A 14,801-nucleotide genomic window follows, 5' to 3' on the forward strand; every position below is an offset into this window, starting at 1 on the left:
ATAGGTACGGGCAGCCGCGCACGACGGGCGCCCGCACCCGTACCGCCGCTCCCCTCAGACCTGGTACCGGTCCGCCGCGAACAGGTGCACATGCTCCGCGACCCACTCCGACGTCCGCTTCAGCCCCTCCTCCAGGGACACCTCCGGCGCCCACCCGGCCCACTCGCGCGCCCGCGAATTGTCCGAAAGCAGTCGCTGGACCTCGCTCCCGGCGGGCCGCAGCCGGGAGCCCTCCACCACCACCTCGGCGTCCCGGCCGGACGCGGCGATCAGGGACCGCGCCAGGTCGCCGATGGAGATCTCCTGCCCCGTACCGAGGTTGACGACCTCGCCCAGCGCCCGGTCGCAGTCGGCCATCGCCAGGAAGCCGGCCGCGGTGTCGGTGACATAGGTGAAGTCGCGGGTCGGGGTGAGCGAGCCCAGCCGGATCTCCCGGGAGCCCGCGTGCAGTTGCGCCAGGATGGTGGGGATGACGGCGCGCGCGGACTGGCGCGGGCCGTAGGTGTTGAACGGGCGGACGACCGTGACCGGCAGCTCGAAGGCGTGCCAGTGGGAGAGCGCCATCATGTCCGCGCCGATCTTCGAGGCGGAGTACGGGGACTGCGGCTGCAGCGGGTGGTCCTCGCTGATCGGCGCGGTCAGGGCGGTGCCGTACACCTCACTGGTGGAGGTGTGCACCAGGCGGCGCACGGAGTGGCGGCGGCACGCCTCGGCGATGTTCTCGGTGCCCACGACGTTGGTCTGGACGTAGGCGCCGGGCGAGTCGTAGCTGTACGGGATGCCGATGAGGGCGGCGAGGTGGAAGACCGTGTCGCAGCCGGCGACGGCGTCCGCCACCCGTCCGGCGTCCCGCACATCGCCCGCGATCATCTCGACCGGGCTGTCCGGACCGAGGTAGCGGGCCAGGTGCCCCTTCTCCGCGTACGGCTTGTAGTGCACGAACGCGCGCACCTTCGCGCCGTACCCGACGAGCTGGTCCACCAGCGTCGAGCCGATGAAGCCCTCGGCGCCGGTGACCAGGACGGTGCGGCCCTTCCAGCGGGCTTCCATGGTGGCGTGGTCGATGGGGGCGTGGTCGGCGGTGGCGTGGTCGGCGGTGCTCGTGCGGGGGCTCATGCGGTCTCCCTCAGGTAGGTGGTGGTGGGGTGGGCTGCGGGGTGGCCGGCCAGGTGCAGGACCTTGGCGGCCAGCAGGTCGGCGGCGCTCGCGTGGGTGCCCGGGTCGGCGGCCTGGCCCATGGCGGCCAGCCGGGCGGGGTCGTCGAGCAGCGGGGTGACGAGTGCGTCCAGGCGTTCCGCGGTGGTCTCGGCGTCCGGCAGCAGGACGGCGGCGCCCGCGTCGGACAGCACCCGCGCGTTGTGCGTCTGGTGGTCGCCGGGCGCGTGCGGGTACGGGACCAGGACCGCGGGCATCCCGATCGTCGCCAGTTCGGCGACGGTCGCCGAACCGGCCCGGCACACCACGAGGTCGGCGGCGGCGTAGGCCAGATCCATCCGGTCCAGGTACGGGACGGCCTCGGCGACCGCCGCGCCGCCTGTCGCCACCAGCCGCTCCCGGGTCTCCTCCAGGGCGGCCGGCCCGGTCTTGACCAGCAGCCGCAGATCCGTACGGGACCGGTACCGGCCCGCGAGGCCGACCGCGGCCTCGGTGAGCCGGGCCGCGCCCAGGCTGCCGCCGTTGACGAGCAGCAGCCGGGTGCCGGCCGGCACGCCCAGCTCCCGGCGCGCCCGCTCCCGCAGCGCCGTACGGTCCAGGCTCGCCAGCGGCCCGACCAGCGGCATGCCGACCGTCTCGGCGCGCTCGCCGCCCGCCAGGTGCGCGCGGCTGCGGTCGAAGGCGAGCGCGATGTGCGGGGTGAGCCGGGCGGCGAACTTGTTGGCCCGGCCGGGCACCGCGTTGGACTCGTGGACCAGGCTGGGCAGCCCGGCCAGCCGCGCCCCGACGATGACCGGCGCGCTCGGGTAGCCGCCCATGCCGACCGCGACCTGGGCTTCCTGCTGACGCAGGATCGAGCGGCACTGGGCACCCGATTTCAGCAGCGCGGCGGGCAGCAGGTAGCGCTTGGCGCCGAGCGACGGGTCGAAGGGGATCATGTCCACGGTGTGCAGGCGGTATCCGGCCTGCGGGATGAGCCGCGTCTCCAGCCCGCGCTCCGTACCGACGAAGGAGACCACCGCGTCGGGCACGGCCCGGCGCAGGGCGTCCGCGAGGGCGAGCCCGGGGTAGATGTGACCGCCGGTACCGCCCGCACCGATGACGACTGAGAGTGGTGTGCGCATGGCCGCCACGCTCGTCAAGCGCCCTAAGAAGGTTCTAAGACAGAGGTTTGGCAGCCTGTGTGCATGCCGTCCTCGCCTGCACCGCACCCCGCGCCCCGGAGCGCCGCCCAGCAGCCCGCCGCCGCGTCCCCGCCGAAGATCCTCGTCGTGGACGACGAACCGGAGGTGCGGGCCGCCGTCGAGGACGGTCTCACCGTGGAGGGGTACGCGGTGCGCGGCGCCGCCGACGGGCTGGCGGCGCTGTCCGAGGTGGCCTCCTGGCAGCCGGACGCGATCGTCCTGGACGTGATGATGCCGGTCCTGGACGGCCTGGCGGTGTGCCGGCGGCTGCGTGCGCTGGACGACCGTACGCCGATCCTGGTGCTGACCGCGCTGGACTCGGTCAGCGAGCGGGTGGACGGGCTGGACGCGGGCGCCGACGACTATCTCGTCAAGCCGTTCGCGCTGGACGAGCTGGTCGCGCGGGTGCGGGCGCTGCTGCGCCGCGCGTCGGCCGGCGCCGCCGACGACACCTCGCTGGCCTTCGCCGACCTGGTCGTCGACCCGCTGACGCGCACCGGCCACCGGGGCGGACGCCCGCTGGAGTTCAGCCGTACGGAGTGGGCCCTGCTGGAACTGCTCCTGCTGCACCCCGGGCAGGTGATGCCGCGCGAGGTGATCCTGGAGCGGGTCTGGGGCCGCGACTTCGGGCCGGACTCCAACTCCCTCGCCGTGTACGTCGGTTACCTGCGCCGCAAGCTGGAGGCGGGCGGCGAGGCCCGGCTGGTGCACACCGTGCACGGCGTCGGCTACCGCCTGGACGAGCCGGACCAGCCGGGCCGGGGCGGCAGAGCGGGACGGGCGTGAGCGGGCGGCGCGGCCTGGGCGCGCGCTGGCGGCGGCGCCGGCCGCTGCGGACCCGGCTGGCGATCGCCGCGTCCGCCGCCGTGGCCCTGGTGGCGGTCGGCATCTGCACGGCGGCGTTCTTCATCATCCGCTACCAGATGACCCGGCAACTGGAGCTGAATCTGGCCCAGACGGCAGCCCAGTACTCCGAGAAGATGCGCGCCTGGGGCCCGACTGCGGGCGATACGAGCTGCCGTTTCCAGGCCGTCCCCTGTGTCCAGTCGGTCCCGTCCGACAAGTCCAGAGACCCGCGCGACCCCTACGCGCTGCCGGTCGACGACACCACCCGCGCCGTCGCCGCCGGGCGGCACGCGCCGTACTACAGCGAACTGACCGTGGCCGGTTATCCGGTGCGGATGTACACCGTGCGGCTGCGCGGCAAGGACGAGGCGCTCCAGGTCGCACTGCGCACGGACACCGTGCAGCGCGGCGTCCGGAAGGCCGCGGTGGCACTGGCCGGAGTCGGCGGCGCCGGTGTCCTGCTGGCGGCCGGCCTCGGCTACTGGGTCTCCCGCACCGGCCTGGCCCCGGTCGCCCGCCTCACCGCCACCGCCGAACGCATCGCCGCCACCCGCGACGCCCGGCACCGCATCGAACTGCCCGCCGGTCCGCCCGGCCGCGAGGACGAGGTCACCCGCCTCGCCGCCAGCTTCAACACCATGCTCGGCGAACTGGAGCAGTCGGTCGCCGCACAGCGCCGGCTGGTCGCGGACGCCTCCCACGAGCTGCGCACCCCGCTGACCGCGCTGCGCACCAACGCCGAACTGCTCGCCCGCGCCGGCCGGCTGACCGACGCCCAGCGGGACCGCGCGTCCGGCGCCCTGGGCCGCCAGCTCCGCGAGGTCACCACCCTCGTCAACGACCTGATCGAGCTGGCCCGGGACGAGGAGCCGCAGCCGCTGGTGGAACAGGTCCGCCCGGCGGCGCTGCTGGAGCACGCGGTGGAGGCGGCGCGCGGCCACTGGCCGGAGATCACGTTCACCGTACGGGCCGACGGGGCGGCGACCGGGATGACCGTCCCGGGCGTACCGGCGCGGCTGTCCCGGCTGCTGTCCAACCTCCTGGACAACGCGGCGAAGTTCTCGCCGCCCGGCGGCCCGGTCGAGACGGAACTGGCCGCCACCACGGACGGCCTGGAGCTGACCGTACGCGATCACGGCCCCGGCATCACGGCCGAGGACCTGCCGCACGTCTTCGACCGCTTCTACCGCGCCGAGACCGCCCGCGCGCTGCCCGGTTCCGGCCTCGGCCTGGCCATGGCCCGCCAGATCGCCCGCGCCCACCACGCCGAACTGACGGCCGCACAGGCGCCGGGCGGCGGGGCGCTCTTCCGCCTCCGCTTCCCGGCGGGATAGGACGGGACCGACGGTTTGCGAACAGGAGCCGTGCGGGGTTCCCGAACAAGACCGTACGGAGTCCCCGAACAGGAGCCGTACGGAGTTCCCGAACAGGACCGTACGGGGCCACCGAACCTGTCCAGCGAGACCGTACGGGTTTCCTGGACAGAGATGCACGGGTCCCTGTCCGGCAACGGCGTACTACCCTGGGCCGCAATCACGGCCGGGTACGGGCCGGGCGGGCGGACCGGAAGGGGCGGGCGGTGAGCGGACGAGCACGCCGTGCGCTGCCGGGCGTCCTGCCCCGCGCGCTGGCCGGGCTGTGGGCCGTCCTGCTGGTCCTGGCCGGGACGTCCGGGACGGCGGGTGCCACGTCCGGCCCGCTGCTGCCCGGCTCACCGCCTGCCGCCGCCACGAGTCCGGCAGGCAGCGCTGCCGTCCCCGCCGGCACCGCTTCCGGCCCCGCCGGCACCGCTTCCCGGCCATCGTCCGCCGCCGCACCCCAGGTGTTCACGGCCCGCACCGCGCCCGGCCACCCCCGGGCCGACGCCCGCACCGCCCCGGACCGGCCGGTGGCCCGCCAGACCGCCACCGCCCACGTCCAGGCCGTCCTCCCGCTCCCGCGCTTCCCCGGCCTCCCGGGCGCGCTGCCCGCCGCGGCCCCGGCGCCCCGCCACGCCCCCTTCGGGTACGGCGAGACCGTCGGCCCGCGCCAGGAGCGGGCACCGCCCTGGGCCCGGTACTCCCCGCGCAGCCCGCGCGGACCCCCCTTCGTACGGAGCAGCTGACGCCCCAGGCGTACGGCGGCCCGCAGCACCGGCATGCCCGGCGACGCCCCGACGCGCCGTCGCGGCCCGGTGCGCGCGACCGCCCTGCGCCCCGCCTCCGTATCCCTGAAGGGGAGCCCCATGCCGTCCCGCGCTCCGTCGCGGCGGCCCTGGCGTGCGCTGATCGCGCTCGCCGTCGTCGCCGTGTCCCTGTTCTTCGCCCTGACCACCCCCGCCCGCCTCGGTCTCGACCTCCGTGGCGGCACCCAGATCGTCCTGGAGACAAAGGACTCGCCCACCACCCGTGCCGACTCCGCCGCCACCGACCGGGCGCTGGAGGTGCTGCGGCAGCGGATCGACGCGCTCGGCGTCGCCGAACCGTCGCTCTCCCGCTCCGGCGAGAAGCGGATCGTCGCCGAACTGCCCGGGGTCCAGGACCCGAAGCAGGCCGTCGAGGTCATCGGCCGTACCGCGCAGCTCACCTTCCACCCCGTGCTCGGCACCCTGCCGGACCCCAAGGGCACGCCGGAGATGAAAGCCAAGGACGACCGCACCCGCACCCTCGCCGACCCCGACACGCCCGGCCAGGCCCTGCGGCTCGGTGCGCCCGCGCTGACCGGCGAGGGCGTCAAGGACGCGGAGGCCGTCTTCGACGCGCAGGGCGGGCGCGGCTGGACCGTCGACCTGTCCTTCCGCGGCGCCGCCGGGGACGCCTGGGCGCGGGTCACCGGGCAGGCGGCGTGCGCGGCGCCCGGCGATCCGGCCCGGCGGGTCGCGATCGTGCTGGACGACCGGGTGATCTCCGCGCCCGGCATGCAGCAGAGCGTGCCGTGCAAGACCGGCATCGCCGGCGGCAACGCCCAGATCACCGGCGGCTTCAGCGACACCGAGGCGCGCGACCTGGCGGCCCTCGTCAAGGGCGGCGCCCTGCCGGTGCCCGTCGAGGTCGTCGAACAGCGCACCGTCGGCCCGACGCTGGGCGCCGACGCGATCAAGGCCAGTGCCACCGCCGCCGTCATCGGCCTGCTGTGCACCGGCGTGTTCGTCATCGTCGTCTACCGGCTGCTGGGCGCGCTGGCCACGGTGGCCCTCGCCGCGTACGGACTGATCTCGTACGCGACGCTCGTCGCCCTCGGCGCCACCCTCACCCTCCCCGGCCTGGCCGGTTTCGTGCTCGCGATCGGCATGGCGGTGGACGCCAATGTGCTGGTCTTCGAACGGGCCAGGGAGGAGTACGCGCGCCGCGCGATCCGCTCCGGCGGCGATCTGCGGCGTCCGCTGCGCGAGGGCTTCGGCAAGGCGTGGAGCGCGATCCTCGACTCGAACGTCACCACGCTGCTCGCCGCCGGCCTGCTGTTCTTCTTCGCCACCGGGCCGGTCAAGGGCTTCGGTGTCACCCTGTCCATCGGTGTGCTGGCCTCGATGGTCTCGGCGCTGGTCATCACGCGGGTGCTGGCGGGCTGGGCGGTGCGCCGGGGCTGTGTGCGGCGGCGGCCCGCGATCACCGGCATGGCGTCCGAGGGGCGGGTACGGCGCTGGCTCGCGCGCCGCGGACCGCGGCTGATGCGGCGGCGTCACACCTGGCTGGGCATGGGCGCCGGCCTGCTGCTGCTCGCCGTCACCGGGATCGGCGTACGCGGCCTGGAGTTCGGTGTGGAGTTCACCGGCGGCCGGCTCGTCGAGTACAGCACCAGCCGTACGGTGGACGCCGAGACGGCGCGCGAGGCGGTTTCGGCGGCGGGCTTCCCGCGCGCGGTGGTCCAGGAGTCGGGCGACGGCGGTATCGCCGTACGCACCGAGCAGCTCACCGACGCCGAGCAGGACCGTATCCGCACGTCCCTCCAGAAGCCCGGCGGCACGGTCGAGGTCGAGCGGGACGAGAAGATCGGGCCCAGCATGGGCAGCGAGCTGCGCGGCAAGGCGCTGATCGCGCTGGGCATCGCGGTCGCCGCCCAGCTGATCTATCTGAGCATCCGGTTCCGCTGGACGTTCGCGACGGCCGCGGTCCTCGCCATGATCCAGGACGTGGTGCTGGTGGTGGGCCTGTTCGCCTGGCTGGGCAAACCGGTGGACAGCGTCTTCCTCGCGGCGCTGCTGACCGTCGTCGGCTACTCCGTCAACGACACGGTCGTGCTCTTCGACCGCCTCCGCGAGCTGCGGCGCGGCGCCAAGGGCGACCGGGCGGCGCGCGGCCCGCAAGGGCTGACGCTCCTCGCCGACCGGGCGATCGTCCAGACCGTGCCGCGTACGGTGAACACCGGCATGGGCGCCCTGTTCGTCCTGGCCGCCCTCGCGGTGCTGGGCGGCGACTCACTGGCCGACTTCTCCGTGGCGCTGCTGGCGGGCGTCGTGTTCGGCATCGCCTCGACGATCTTCACGGCCACCCCGGCCGCCGTCGTCCTGGAGAGCCGCCACCCGGGCCCGGAGGCACCCGCGGCCCGCCCGCGCGACAAGGCCAGGGCCGGGAACGGCGCGGTGGTCTGACACGGCACCGGGGGCGGGACCGCGCACGGCCCCGCCCCCGGTACGGAAGAGCCTGTGTCAGAACCCCGCGGGCTCCGTGTACACGCCCCACTCCTCGCGCAGCACGTCACAGATCTCGCCGAGCGTCGCCTCGGCCCGCACGGCCGCCAGCATCGGCTCGATCATGTTGCCGCCGTCGCGCGCGGCGGCGAGCATCGCGTCCAGCGAGGAGCGCACCCGCGCGTCGTCCCGGGCCGCCTTGCGGTCCGCCAGGACCCGTACCTGCTCGCGCTCGACCTCGTGGCTGACCCGCAGGATCTCCAGGTCACCGGTGACCGAGCCGTGGTGGCAGTTGACGCCGACGACCTTCTTCTCGCCCTTCTCCAGCGCCTGCTGGTAGCGGAAGGCGGACTCGGCGATCTCCCCGGTGAACCAGCCGTCCTCGATACCGCGCAGAATGCCGGACGTCATCGGCCCGATGGGGTACTGCCCGTCCGGCACGGCGCGCCGGCCCCGCTCCTTGATCTGCTCGAAGATCTTCTCCGCATCGGCCTCGATCCGGTCGGTCAGCGACTCGATGAACCACGAGCCGCCCAGCGGGTCCGCGACGTTGGCGACGCCGGTCTCCTCCATCAGCACCTGCTGCGTGCGCAGCGCGATCTCCGCGGCCTGCTCGCTGGGCAGCGCGAGGGTCTCGTCCAGGGCGTTGGTGTGCAGGGAGTTGGTCCCGCCGAGGACCGCGGCCAGCGCCTCCACCGCCGTACGGACGACGTTGTTGTAAGGCTGCTGGGCGGTCAGCGAGACACCGGCGGTCTGCGTGTGGAAGCGCAGCCACTGGGCCTTCTCGCTGGTCGCGCCGTACACGTCGCGCATCCAGCGGGCCCAGATGCGGCGGGCGGCCCGGAACTTCGCGATCTCCTCGAAGAAGTCCAGGTGGGCGTCGAAGAAGAAGGACAGGCCGGGCGCGAAGGTGTTCACGTCCAGGCCGCGGGAGAGGCCCAGCTCCACGTACCCGAAGCCGTCGGCGAGGGTGTACGCCAGCTCCTGCGCGGCCGTCGCGCCCGCCTCGCGGATGTGGTAGCCGGAGACCGAGAGCGGCTTGTACGCGGGGATGCCGCGCGCGCAGTGCTCCATCAGGTCGCCGATCAGGCGCAGGTGCGGCTCGGGCGGGAAGAGCCACTCCTTCTGCGCGATGTACTCCTTGAAGATGTCCGTCTGGAGCGTGCCGTTCAGCACGGCCGGGTCGACGCCCTGGCGCTCGGCGGCGACCAGGTACATGCAGAAGACCGGGACGGCCGGTCCTGAGATCGTCATCGAGGTCGTGACGTCGCCGAGCGGGATGTCCTTGAACAGGACCTCCATGTCGGCGGCCGAGTCGATGGCGACACCGCAGTGGCCGACCTCGCCCAGCGAACGCGGATCGTCGGAGTCCCGCCCCATCAGCGTCGGCATGTCGAACGCCACGGAGAGTCCGCCGCCGCCCGCCTTGAGGATCATCTTGTACCGCTCGTTGGTCTGCTCGGCGTTGCCGAAGCCCGCGAACTGGCGGATGGTCCAGGTACGGCCGCGGTAGCCGGTCGGGTACAGCCCGCGCGTGAACGGGTACTCCCCCGGCCAGCCGATGCGCTCGAATCCCTCGACCGAATCCCCGGGGCGGGGGCCGTACGCCGGCTCCACGGGATCGCCGGAGAGCGTGGTGAAGTCCGCGTCCCGCTTGCGGGCCGAGTCGTACCGGGCCTGCCAGCGGCGGCGGCCCTCTTCGATCGCGTCAGCGTCCATACCCCCGAATTTACTAGGACGTCCTACTAATTGTCGACGGCTGACGGCCGGAAGTTGCCGAACAGCACCCGACAGGCCCTACGCGCAGGCCGCCGGACGGACCCGGCGGCCTGGTGACTGTACGGCTGTGCGCCCGCGCGTCGCCTCAGACCTTCGCCGTCTGCGGCGCCCCCTCCGCGACCAGCGGCTCGACCTCCCGGACGACCTTGCGCTCGACGAAGAAGGCAGCGGTCGGGATGGTGCCGGAGATCAGCACCCACAGCAGCTTGCCGAACTTCCACTTCGCCTTGGACCCCAGGTCGAAGGCGAAGACGAGGTAGATGATGTAGAGCACGCCGTGGATCTGGGAGACCACGAGCGTCAGGTCCTTGCCCGTGTCGAAGCCGTACTTGGCCACCATGCAGGCGCACAGGACGAGGAGCATGACGGCGGTGACGTAGGCCATCACCCGGTATCGGGTCAGCACGCTGCGTTTCATGGTCCGAGCGTAACCGCCCGTTCCGGGGCGATCTTCGCCGCCCCTACCACGGATCACTCGTCCTGGAAATCACCGGCCGCGACCCGCAGCGGCCGCAGCATCGCGAAGATCTCCCCGCACTCCTCGGCGCTGTAGGCCCCCAGCCCGAACTCCATCGCCATCAGGTCACGCGTCGCCTTGTCACAGGTCACCCGCCCCTGCTCGGTGATGGACGCCAGCGTGCCGCGCCCGTCGTTCGGATTCGGCCGCTTGTCCACCAGCCCGGACTTCACCAGCCGGTCGACGGTGTTGGTCACCGAGGTCGGATGCACCATCAGCCGCTCCCCGATCTTCGACATGGGCAGCTCCCCCGCCTTGGAGAAGGTGAGCAGCACCAGCGCCTCGTACCGGGCGAACGTCAGCCCGTACGGCTTGAGCACCGCGTCCACCTCGGACAGCAGGATCTGATGGGCGCGCATGACCGACGTGATCGCGGCCATGGACGGCACGGCTCCCCATCGTCGCTGCCACAGTTCGTCGGCACGGGCGATCGGATCGAAGGCAAGACTGAGCGGCTTCGGCACGCCGTCGACCCTACCGGTCGGCCATATCGTGGTCAGCCCTGTCTCAGGGTTCGGTATCCGGTCGGATCATTTCCCGACAGGGGGCTTCCCGCACATCAGCCGGCCTGCGCGAAGACCATCGACCACCAGCTGTCCGGCTGTGCGAATGCGTACCGATCGCGAGTCTGCAGGTACTCCACGAGCTGCTTCGTGTACGGACCGCGATCCTGCGGTGCGGCGTGCTCCAGGTGCCTGGCCCGCAGTGCGAAGCGGTACAGGAACTCGACGAAGTCGGCGAGGGTCCGGTTCACGATCTCGGCCTGCGGCTCCTCGCCGAACGACATGAGGATCACGAAGCCGCGCTCCACGTCGAGGCAGTACCGCATCGAGGGGTCGTCGGTCGGACCGCCCAGTACGAGGATGCGGGTCTCTTCGCTCCCCGCGGCCACCGGCACGACGGTGAACGGGTCCGGCGCTCCGTCCGCGGTGTCGAGAGTGAACAGCACGTCGACGAAGACCGGCACACCGACGTCGCACAGCACCTCGGCATCGGCCTTCGGCAGTCCGCGCTCCTCGGCGACAGCGCGGTCCAGCATGACCACCCGGTCCGCGCCGAACAGCTCCGTCATCTCGTCATGGGTGGCCATGCCTTCTCCGCTTTCCCTTCGTCGTGCGTCCGTGTCTGCCGAGCCCTACCGGCCTCGCCGTCGACTCAGCCGGCAAGACCGGCTCGCCGCAGCAGCTTCAGCCAGTCGTCGTACTCCACCAATGCGTCGTCGACCGACGCAAACCGCGTGTACTCCGACGTGGCGAGCCGCTCCAGAAAGAACACCTCCAGCCCGGGCGCGAGCGGCTCGAAGCGTTCCGCGTCAACCCACTCCCGGTGCTCGTCCGGGATACCGAGGACACCGCCGCCCGAGCGGTCGAGGAAGATCGGCGTGTCGTTGATCAATCCGATGCAGAACAGCTTCGCCGGGGACAAGCCCAGCGGGGAGTCGGCCACCGGCCCGCAGTAGAACTGGTGCTCTTCGGCCTCCTCCAGGCCGAAGAGCTGCAGGGAAGGGCCACAGCTCGCTCCGTCCAGCACACGGCAGAAGTCGAGGAACTCCCGTGGAACCCCGTCGGCCGCCGCGGCGGCCGCTGTTTCCTCGTCGATCGTCCCGCCGAGCGTGGACCGGAGCAGGTCAGTGCTCTCCGCCAGCGCCGTCCGCAAGGCGTCCACCGTCGCGGTCAGACGGGGCGATCCCGGGCTCACGCTAGTCATCTGGCCACCACTTGATGTCGATACGGATCGGATTGCCGTCCGGAAGATCCCGGATCTGCGGGCGTATCTGTTGCGTGCCGATCTCGAAGTTCGTCGTCCGATCGAGCATCCGCAGGTTACGCCACGCGTCCGGACCACCGGTCTGGAGCTCGTTGACATGGTCGGGTTGCATTTTACGGGCGGCAACCGCGGCCTCCTCGGCGAACTCGGGGTCGTCCTTGTGGTTCCTGCGGATCAGTGCTTCCAGCGCGCCCTTGTACTTCTTGGTGATCTCCTTGTCGCGGTAGTCCTCGGTCTTGCCCTTGTACTTGAAGAGCTGCCCCTCCTCACCGAGCCGTTGCAGGGCCTTCGCCTTCCGCTCGAAGGCCTGCTTGGGCATGCCTGGCTTCCATTCCAGGGTGACGTCGTGGGCGTCCTTCGTCGGGTCCGGCCGGTCCTTGCCGATCCCGCCGCCGTCGCGAATCCCGTCCTGGGTACGAGAGCGATCGACGATGCCGTTCAGCATCGTCTCGATGTTCTTGTCGTTGCGCGCGTGGTTCTCACCCATGATCCGCACGCCCTTGGAGACGTCGTGCAGGTGCTTGTGCAGCTGCTCCTCGGCCTCTTCGATGGCCCGGAGGATCTTCTCCGCTCCGCCTTCGACGGCCGCTGCCATGCTGCCGCGGCCCCGCGTACGCCCCAGCCCGGCACGGCTACGGCGCAGGTGCGGCCGTGCGCCGGACTCGTGCTCGTCGGCCTGGGAAGTGATCCGGTCGGCCAGCCGGTCGTGCAGATCCTTGTCGTTGCGGACGGTGTCGCTCACGCGTTGCCTCCCCGCCCGGTGAACGTCCCGCCGACGGCGTCCAGGCCGTCGGAGAGGCCCTCACCGCCCGCCCGTAGTGTCTTGCCCGGGCTGTATCCGTCCTGAAGGCCGACGGCGTTGGCGCCGACCTGGATGACGAGATCGGTGGCCATACCGCCCAGTGCGGAAAAGATCGGGCCGGTGGCGACGGCCATGAGCTCCTCGACGAGGAGATGCTCCGCCTCCTTCAGCAGCCGCCGGACGATGACGCGTGTGGCCTGGGTGGCGCCGAGCGCGCCGAGCTCGGAGAGCCCGAACGTGAACGGCGCCGCGGCCTGCGCGGCGATGATCTCTGCGGCCAGGATGCCCAGCTGGACGATGGCTGCCACCTTGGCACCGGCCACCGCGACGGCCGCACCGTCCAGGGCCGTCGCACCGAGATCGGCCGCCTGGGCGAGGCGTTCCAGATGGGTGCCGCTGACCTTGCCCCAGTGCTTCTCGAAGGCCGCGGTCGCCAAGCCCTCGCTGCCCTCCAGGAACTCGCGGACGACACCCTCCGTCGCGTTCTTGCCGTCGCGCATCTGGGTGGCAAAAGAGCGCAGGCCATCGGCCATGTCGCGGTAATCGTCCTCGTCGACGTTGGGCCACTCGACACCGATGAGGTCCAGTACCCAGGCCGCCTCGTCGGGCAGCACGACTCCCATCTCGTTCCCCCTCCACCTCGACGAGACCGTACGAATCACTCGTGCGAGGGCCGAACACTACTACGGGGAAAAAGCGCCGACGGCAGCGAGGCGACCGGCCGCGCAGCCAGGAACCGCCGCTCGACGGCCTTCGGAAAAACTCCTCGTCAGACGGGGCCTCCCTCGTCGGCCCGGGCCGCGTTTCGCCGCACTTCGAGCACCACCCACCCCACCGCCGCCGCCCCCACCACCCCACCAGCCGGCATCACCACCCGAAGAGGTGCGAACTCGGCCGCCGCCCCCGCCGCCCCCATCCCCAGGCCCATGATCGTCATGCGGCCCGCCTGCATCACCGTCATGGCCTGGCCCAGGAGGGCGTCGGGTACGGCGGCCACGAACCAGCGGTCGACGCCGAAGTTGTAGGCGATGCCGGTGCCGGTGAGGACGAGGAGTGCTACTGCCCAGCCGAGTGAGGGGCGGGTGGCGAAGCCCAGGGAGGGGAGGACGCAGAAGAGGCCCAGGGGGAAGGTCAGGCGGGTGCGGGCCCGGGGGCCGAGGTAGGTGCCGGCCAGGGTTTCGGCGGTGATCGCGCCGATGGGCATGGCGCACATGAGCAGGCCGGCCGCTGCCGGGCCCGCGCCGAGGGAGTCCGCGTACGGGACGAGCAGTGCTTCGGGGATGACGACGAAGGTCGGGGGGAGCCAGGTCAGCAGGAGGAGGGATCGGATGCGGCGGTCGGAGAGGAGGTGCCGGGTGCCGGTCAGGGAGGCGCCGAGCAGTGCTCCGCGGGTCGTGCTGCGCGCGGGGCGGGAGTGGGTGCCGAGGCGTAGGAGGAGGGCCGAAGCGAGGAAGGTGGCGGCGGTGATGGCGAGCACCGCGCCGGGTGCCACAGCGGCCAGGAGCAGGCCCCCGGCGGCGAAGCCGACGAGTTGCGCGCCTTGGTTGACGATGCGGATCAGCGAGCGTCCCAGGACGAACAGGTCGCCGTCCCCCAGCACGTCGCCCAAGGTCCCGGCCCGGGTGCCGGCGAAGACGGGGGCTATGGCGGCGGTCGCGCAGCGCAGGGCCAGTAGTACGGCGACCGGCGTGCCCGGGACCAGCATCGCGGCGGCGCAGGCCGCGCACAGCAGGTCGCAGACGACGAGGACGCGGCGGGCCGGGTAGCGGTCGGCCACGGCGGAGAGCAGGGTGCCGCCGACCACGTACGGCAGCAGGCCGAGTGCGAACGTCAGGGCGCTCAGCAGGGGTGACCCGGTGAGCCGGTAGACGAGTACGGAGAGCGCGATCTCGCAGAGGACGACGCCGAGGGAGGAGAGGAGGTGTGCGGCGAAGACGGAGCGGAATTCGGGGACGGAGAAGACGGCGCGGTAGCCGGTTCCGGTGGGGGGTGGCGGCGGCTCCGGGCGCGGGTCGGCGGGGCCCGTGGTGGCGGGCCCGGAGGGCGTGGCGGGCATGGGGGCAGCGTGCCGGGCCGGGTTTCGGGCCCCCAGTTATTCGGTGGGGGACGAATCCATGACGGATGCGGCCGCTCGGTGGGAAGAGT

The 14,801-nt window shown here is 72.4% G+C and carries 14 protein-coding genes; 4 read left to right on the forward strand and 10 right to left on the reverse strand.

Annotation, left to right across the window (positions count from 1 at the left end):
- Positions 1-54 precede the first annotated feature (54 nt).
- Entirely contained in the window at positions 55-1,050 is a 996-nt protein-coding gene (locus OEIGOIKO_RS13060) for a GDP-mannose 4,6-dehydratase (protein WP_125058664.1), read from the reverse strand.
- A 62-nt stretch (positions 1,051-1,112) separates the two neighbouring features.
- A complete protein-coding gene (locus tag OEIGOIKO_RS13065) occupies positions 1,113-2,279 on the reverse strand; it encodes a UDP-N-acetylglucosamine--N-acetylmuramyl-(pentapeptide) pyrophosphoryl-undecaprenol N-acetylglucosamine transferase (protein ID WP_125054195.1) in 1,167 nt (388 codons plus the stop codon).
- 63 nt (positions 2,280-2,342) lie between these two features.
- Between OEIGOIKO_RS13065 and OEIGOIKO_RS13070 the strand changes: the two genes are divergently transcribed.
- The 4 genes from OEIGOIKO_RS13070 (at position 2,343) to secD (ending at position 7,752) form a co-directional block, all read left to right on the forward strand.
- Positions 2,343-3,125 (forward strand): response regulator transcription factor, encoded by a 783-nt coding sequence (locus OEIGOIKO_RS13070; RefSeq protein WP_246177326.1) that lies wholly within the window; start codon positions 2,343-2,345, stop codon positions 3,123-3,125.
- Complete coding sequence (locus OEIGOIKO_RS13075; protein ID WP_125054196.1) at positions 3,122-4,519, forward strand: sensor histidine kinase; 1,398 nt, start codon at positions 3,122-3,124, stop codon at positions 4,517-4,519. Before OEIGOIKO_RS13070 ends, OEIGOIKO_RS13075 begins: the two co-directional genes overlap by 4 nt.
- Before the next feature lie 245 nt (positions 4,520-4,764).
- Positions 4,765-5,289 carry a hypothetical protein gene (locus OEIGOIKO_RS13080; RefSeq protein WP_125054197.1) on the forward strand — a complete coding sequence of 175 codons (525 nt, stop codon included), beginning with the start codon at positions 4,765-4,767 and terminating at the stop codon, positions 5,287-5,289.
- A 120-nt stretch (positions 5,290-5,409) separates the two neighbouring features.
- On the forward strand, positions 5,410-7,752 hold the full coding sequence (gene secD, locus OEIGOIKO_RS13085; protein ID WP_125054198.1) for a protein translocase subunit SecD: 2,343 nt from the start codon (positions 5,410-5,412) through the stop codon (positions 7,750-7,752).
- Between the two features lie 57 nt (positions 7,753-7,809).
- Here the strand turns inward: secD and OEIGOIKO_RS13090 are convergent, their stop codons facing one another.
- From OEIGOIKO_RS13090 to OEIGOIKO_RS13125, 8 genes are all read right to left on the reverse strand, one after another.
- Positions 7,810-9,510, reverse strand: coding sequence for an acyl-CoA mutase large subunit family protein (locus OEIGOIKO_RS13090; protein WP_125054199.1), 1,701 nt, complete (start codon positions 9,508-9,510; stop codon positions 7,810-7,812).
- Positions 9,511-9,655: 145 nt separating this feature from the next.
- The gene (locus tag OEIGOIKO_RS13095) at positions 9,656-9,988 is read right to left on the reverse strand and encodes a DUF3817 domain-containing protein (RefSeq protein WP_125054200.1); all 333 of its coding nucleotides are present in this window, start codon (positions 9,986-9,988) and stop codon (positions 9,656-9,658) included.
- 53 nt (positions 9,989-10,041) lie between these two features.
- Entirely contained in the window at positions 10,042-10,551 is a 510-nt protein-coding gene (locus OEIGOIKO_RS13100) for a MarR family winged helix-turn-helix transcriptional regulator (protein WP_031008030.1), read from the reverse strand.
- A gap of 95 nt (positions 10,552-10,646) precedes the next feature.
- Positions 10,647-11,177: an SUKH-4 family immunity protein gene (locus OEIGOIKO_RS13105; RefSeq protein ID WP_125054201.1), complete on the reverse strand. Its 531-nt coding sequence runs from the start codon at positions 11,175-11,177 to the stop codon at positions 10,647-10,649.
- A gap of 65 nt (positions 11,178-11,242) precedes the next feature.
- Positions 11,243-11,794, reverse strand: coding sequence for a hypothetical protein (locus OEIGOIKO_RS13110; protein WP_246177327.1), 552 nt, complete (start codon positions 11,792-11,794; stop codon positions 11,243-11,245).
- Entirely contained in the window at positions 11,787-12,596 is an 810-nt protein-coding gene (locus OEIGOIKO_RS13115) for a hypothetical protein (RefSeq protein ID WP_125054202.1), read from the reverse strand. The genes OEIGOIKO_RS13110 and OEIGOIKO_RS13115 overlap by 8 nt, the downstream gene beginning before the upstream one ends.
- Positions 12,593-13,279 carry a WXG100-like domain-containing protein gene (locus tag OEIGOIKO_RS13120; RefSeq protein WP_125054203.1) on the reverse strand — a complete coding sequence of 229 codons (687 nt, stop codon included), beginning with the start codon at positions 13,277-13,279 and terminating at the stop codon, positions 12,593-12,595. The genes OEIGOIKO_RS13115 and OEIGOIKO_RS13120 overlap by 4 nt, the downstream gene beginning before the upstream one ends.
- 146 nt (positions 13,280-13,425) lie before the next feature.
- The gene (locus OEIGOIKO_RS13125) at positions 13,426-14,712 is read right to left on the reverse strand and encodes an MFS transporter (RefSeq protein ID WP_125054204.1); all 1,287 of its coding nucleotides are present in this window, start codon (positions 14,710-14,712) and stop codon (positions 13,426-13,428) included.
- Positions 14,713-14,801 lie beyond the last annotated feature (89 nt).

Origin of the sequence: Streptomyces paromomycinus, assembly GCF_003865155.1 — a bacterium.
Taxonomy (GTDB): Bacteria; Actinomycetota; Actinomycetes; order Streptomycetales; family Streptomycetaceae; genus Streptomyces; species Streptomyces chrestomyceticus.

Bases quoted from the DNA above. Each gene is read 5' to 3' on its own strand.
- OEIGOIKO_RS13060 (WP_125058664.1), bottom strand. From the start codon at position 1,050: ATGGAAGCCCGCTGGAAGGGCCGCACCGTCCTGGTCACCGGCGCCGAG.
- OEIGOIKO_RS13065 (WP_125054195.1), bottom strand. From the start codon at position 2,279: ATGCGCACACCACTCTCAGTCGTCATCGGTGCGGGCGGTACCGGCGGT.
- OEIGOIKO_RS13070 (WP_246177326.1), top strand. From the start codon at position 2,343: ATGCCGTCCTCGCCTGCACCGCACCCCGCGCCCCGGAGCGCCGCCCAG.
- secD (WP_125054198.1), top strand. From the start codon at position 5,410: ATGCCGTCCCGCGCTCCGTCGCGGCGGCCCTGGCGTGCGCTGATCGCG.
- OEIGOIKO_RS13090 (WP_125054199.1), bottom strand. From the start codon at position 9,510: ATGGACGCTGACGCGATCGAAGAGGGCCGCCGCCGCTGGCAGGCCCGG.
- OEIGOIKO_RS13095 (WP_125054200.1), bottom strand. From the start codon at position 9,988: ATGAAACGCAGCGTGCTGACCCGATACCGGGTGATGGCCTACGTCACC.
- OEIGOIKO_RS13105 (WP_125054201.1), bottom strand. From the start codon at position 11,177: ATGGCCACCCATGACGAGATGACGGAGCTGTTCGGCGCGGACCGGGTG.
- OEIGOIKO_RS13110 (WP_246177327.1), bottom strand. From the start codon at position 11,794: ATGACTAGCGTGAGCCCGGGATCGCCCCGTCTGACCGCGACGGTGGAC.
- OEIGOIKO_RS13120 (WP_125054203.1), bottom strand. From the start codon at position 13,279: ATGGGAGTCGTGCTGCCCGACGAGGCGGCCTGGGTACTGGACCTCATC.
- OEIGOIKO_RS13125 (WP_125054204.1), bottom strand. From the start codon at position 14,712: ATGCCCGCCACGCCCTCCGGGCCCGCCACCACGGGCCCCGCCGACCCG.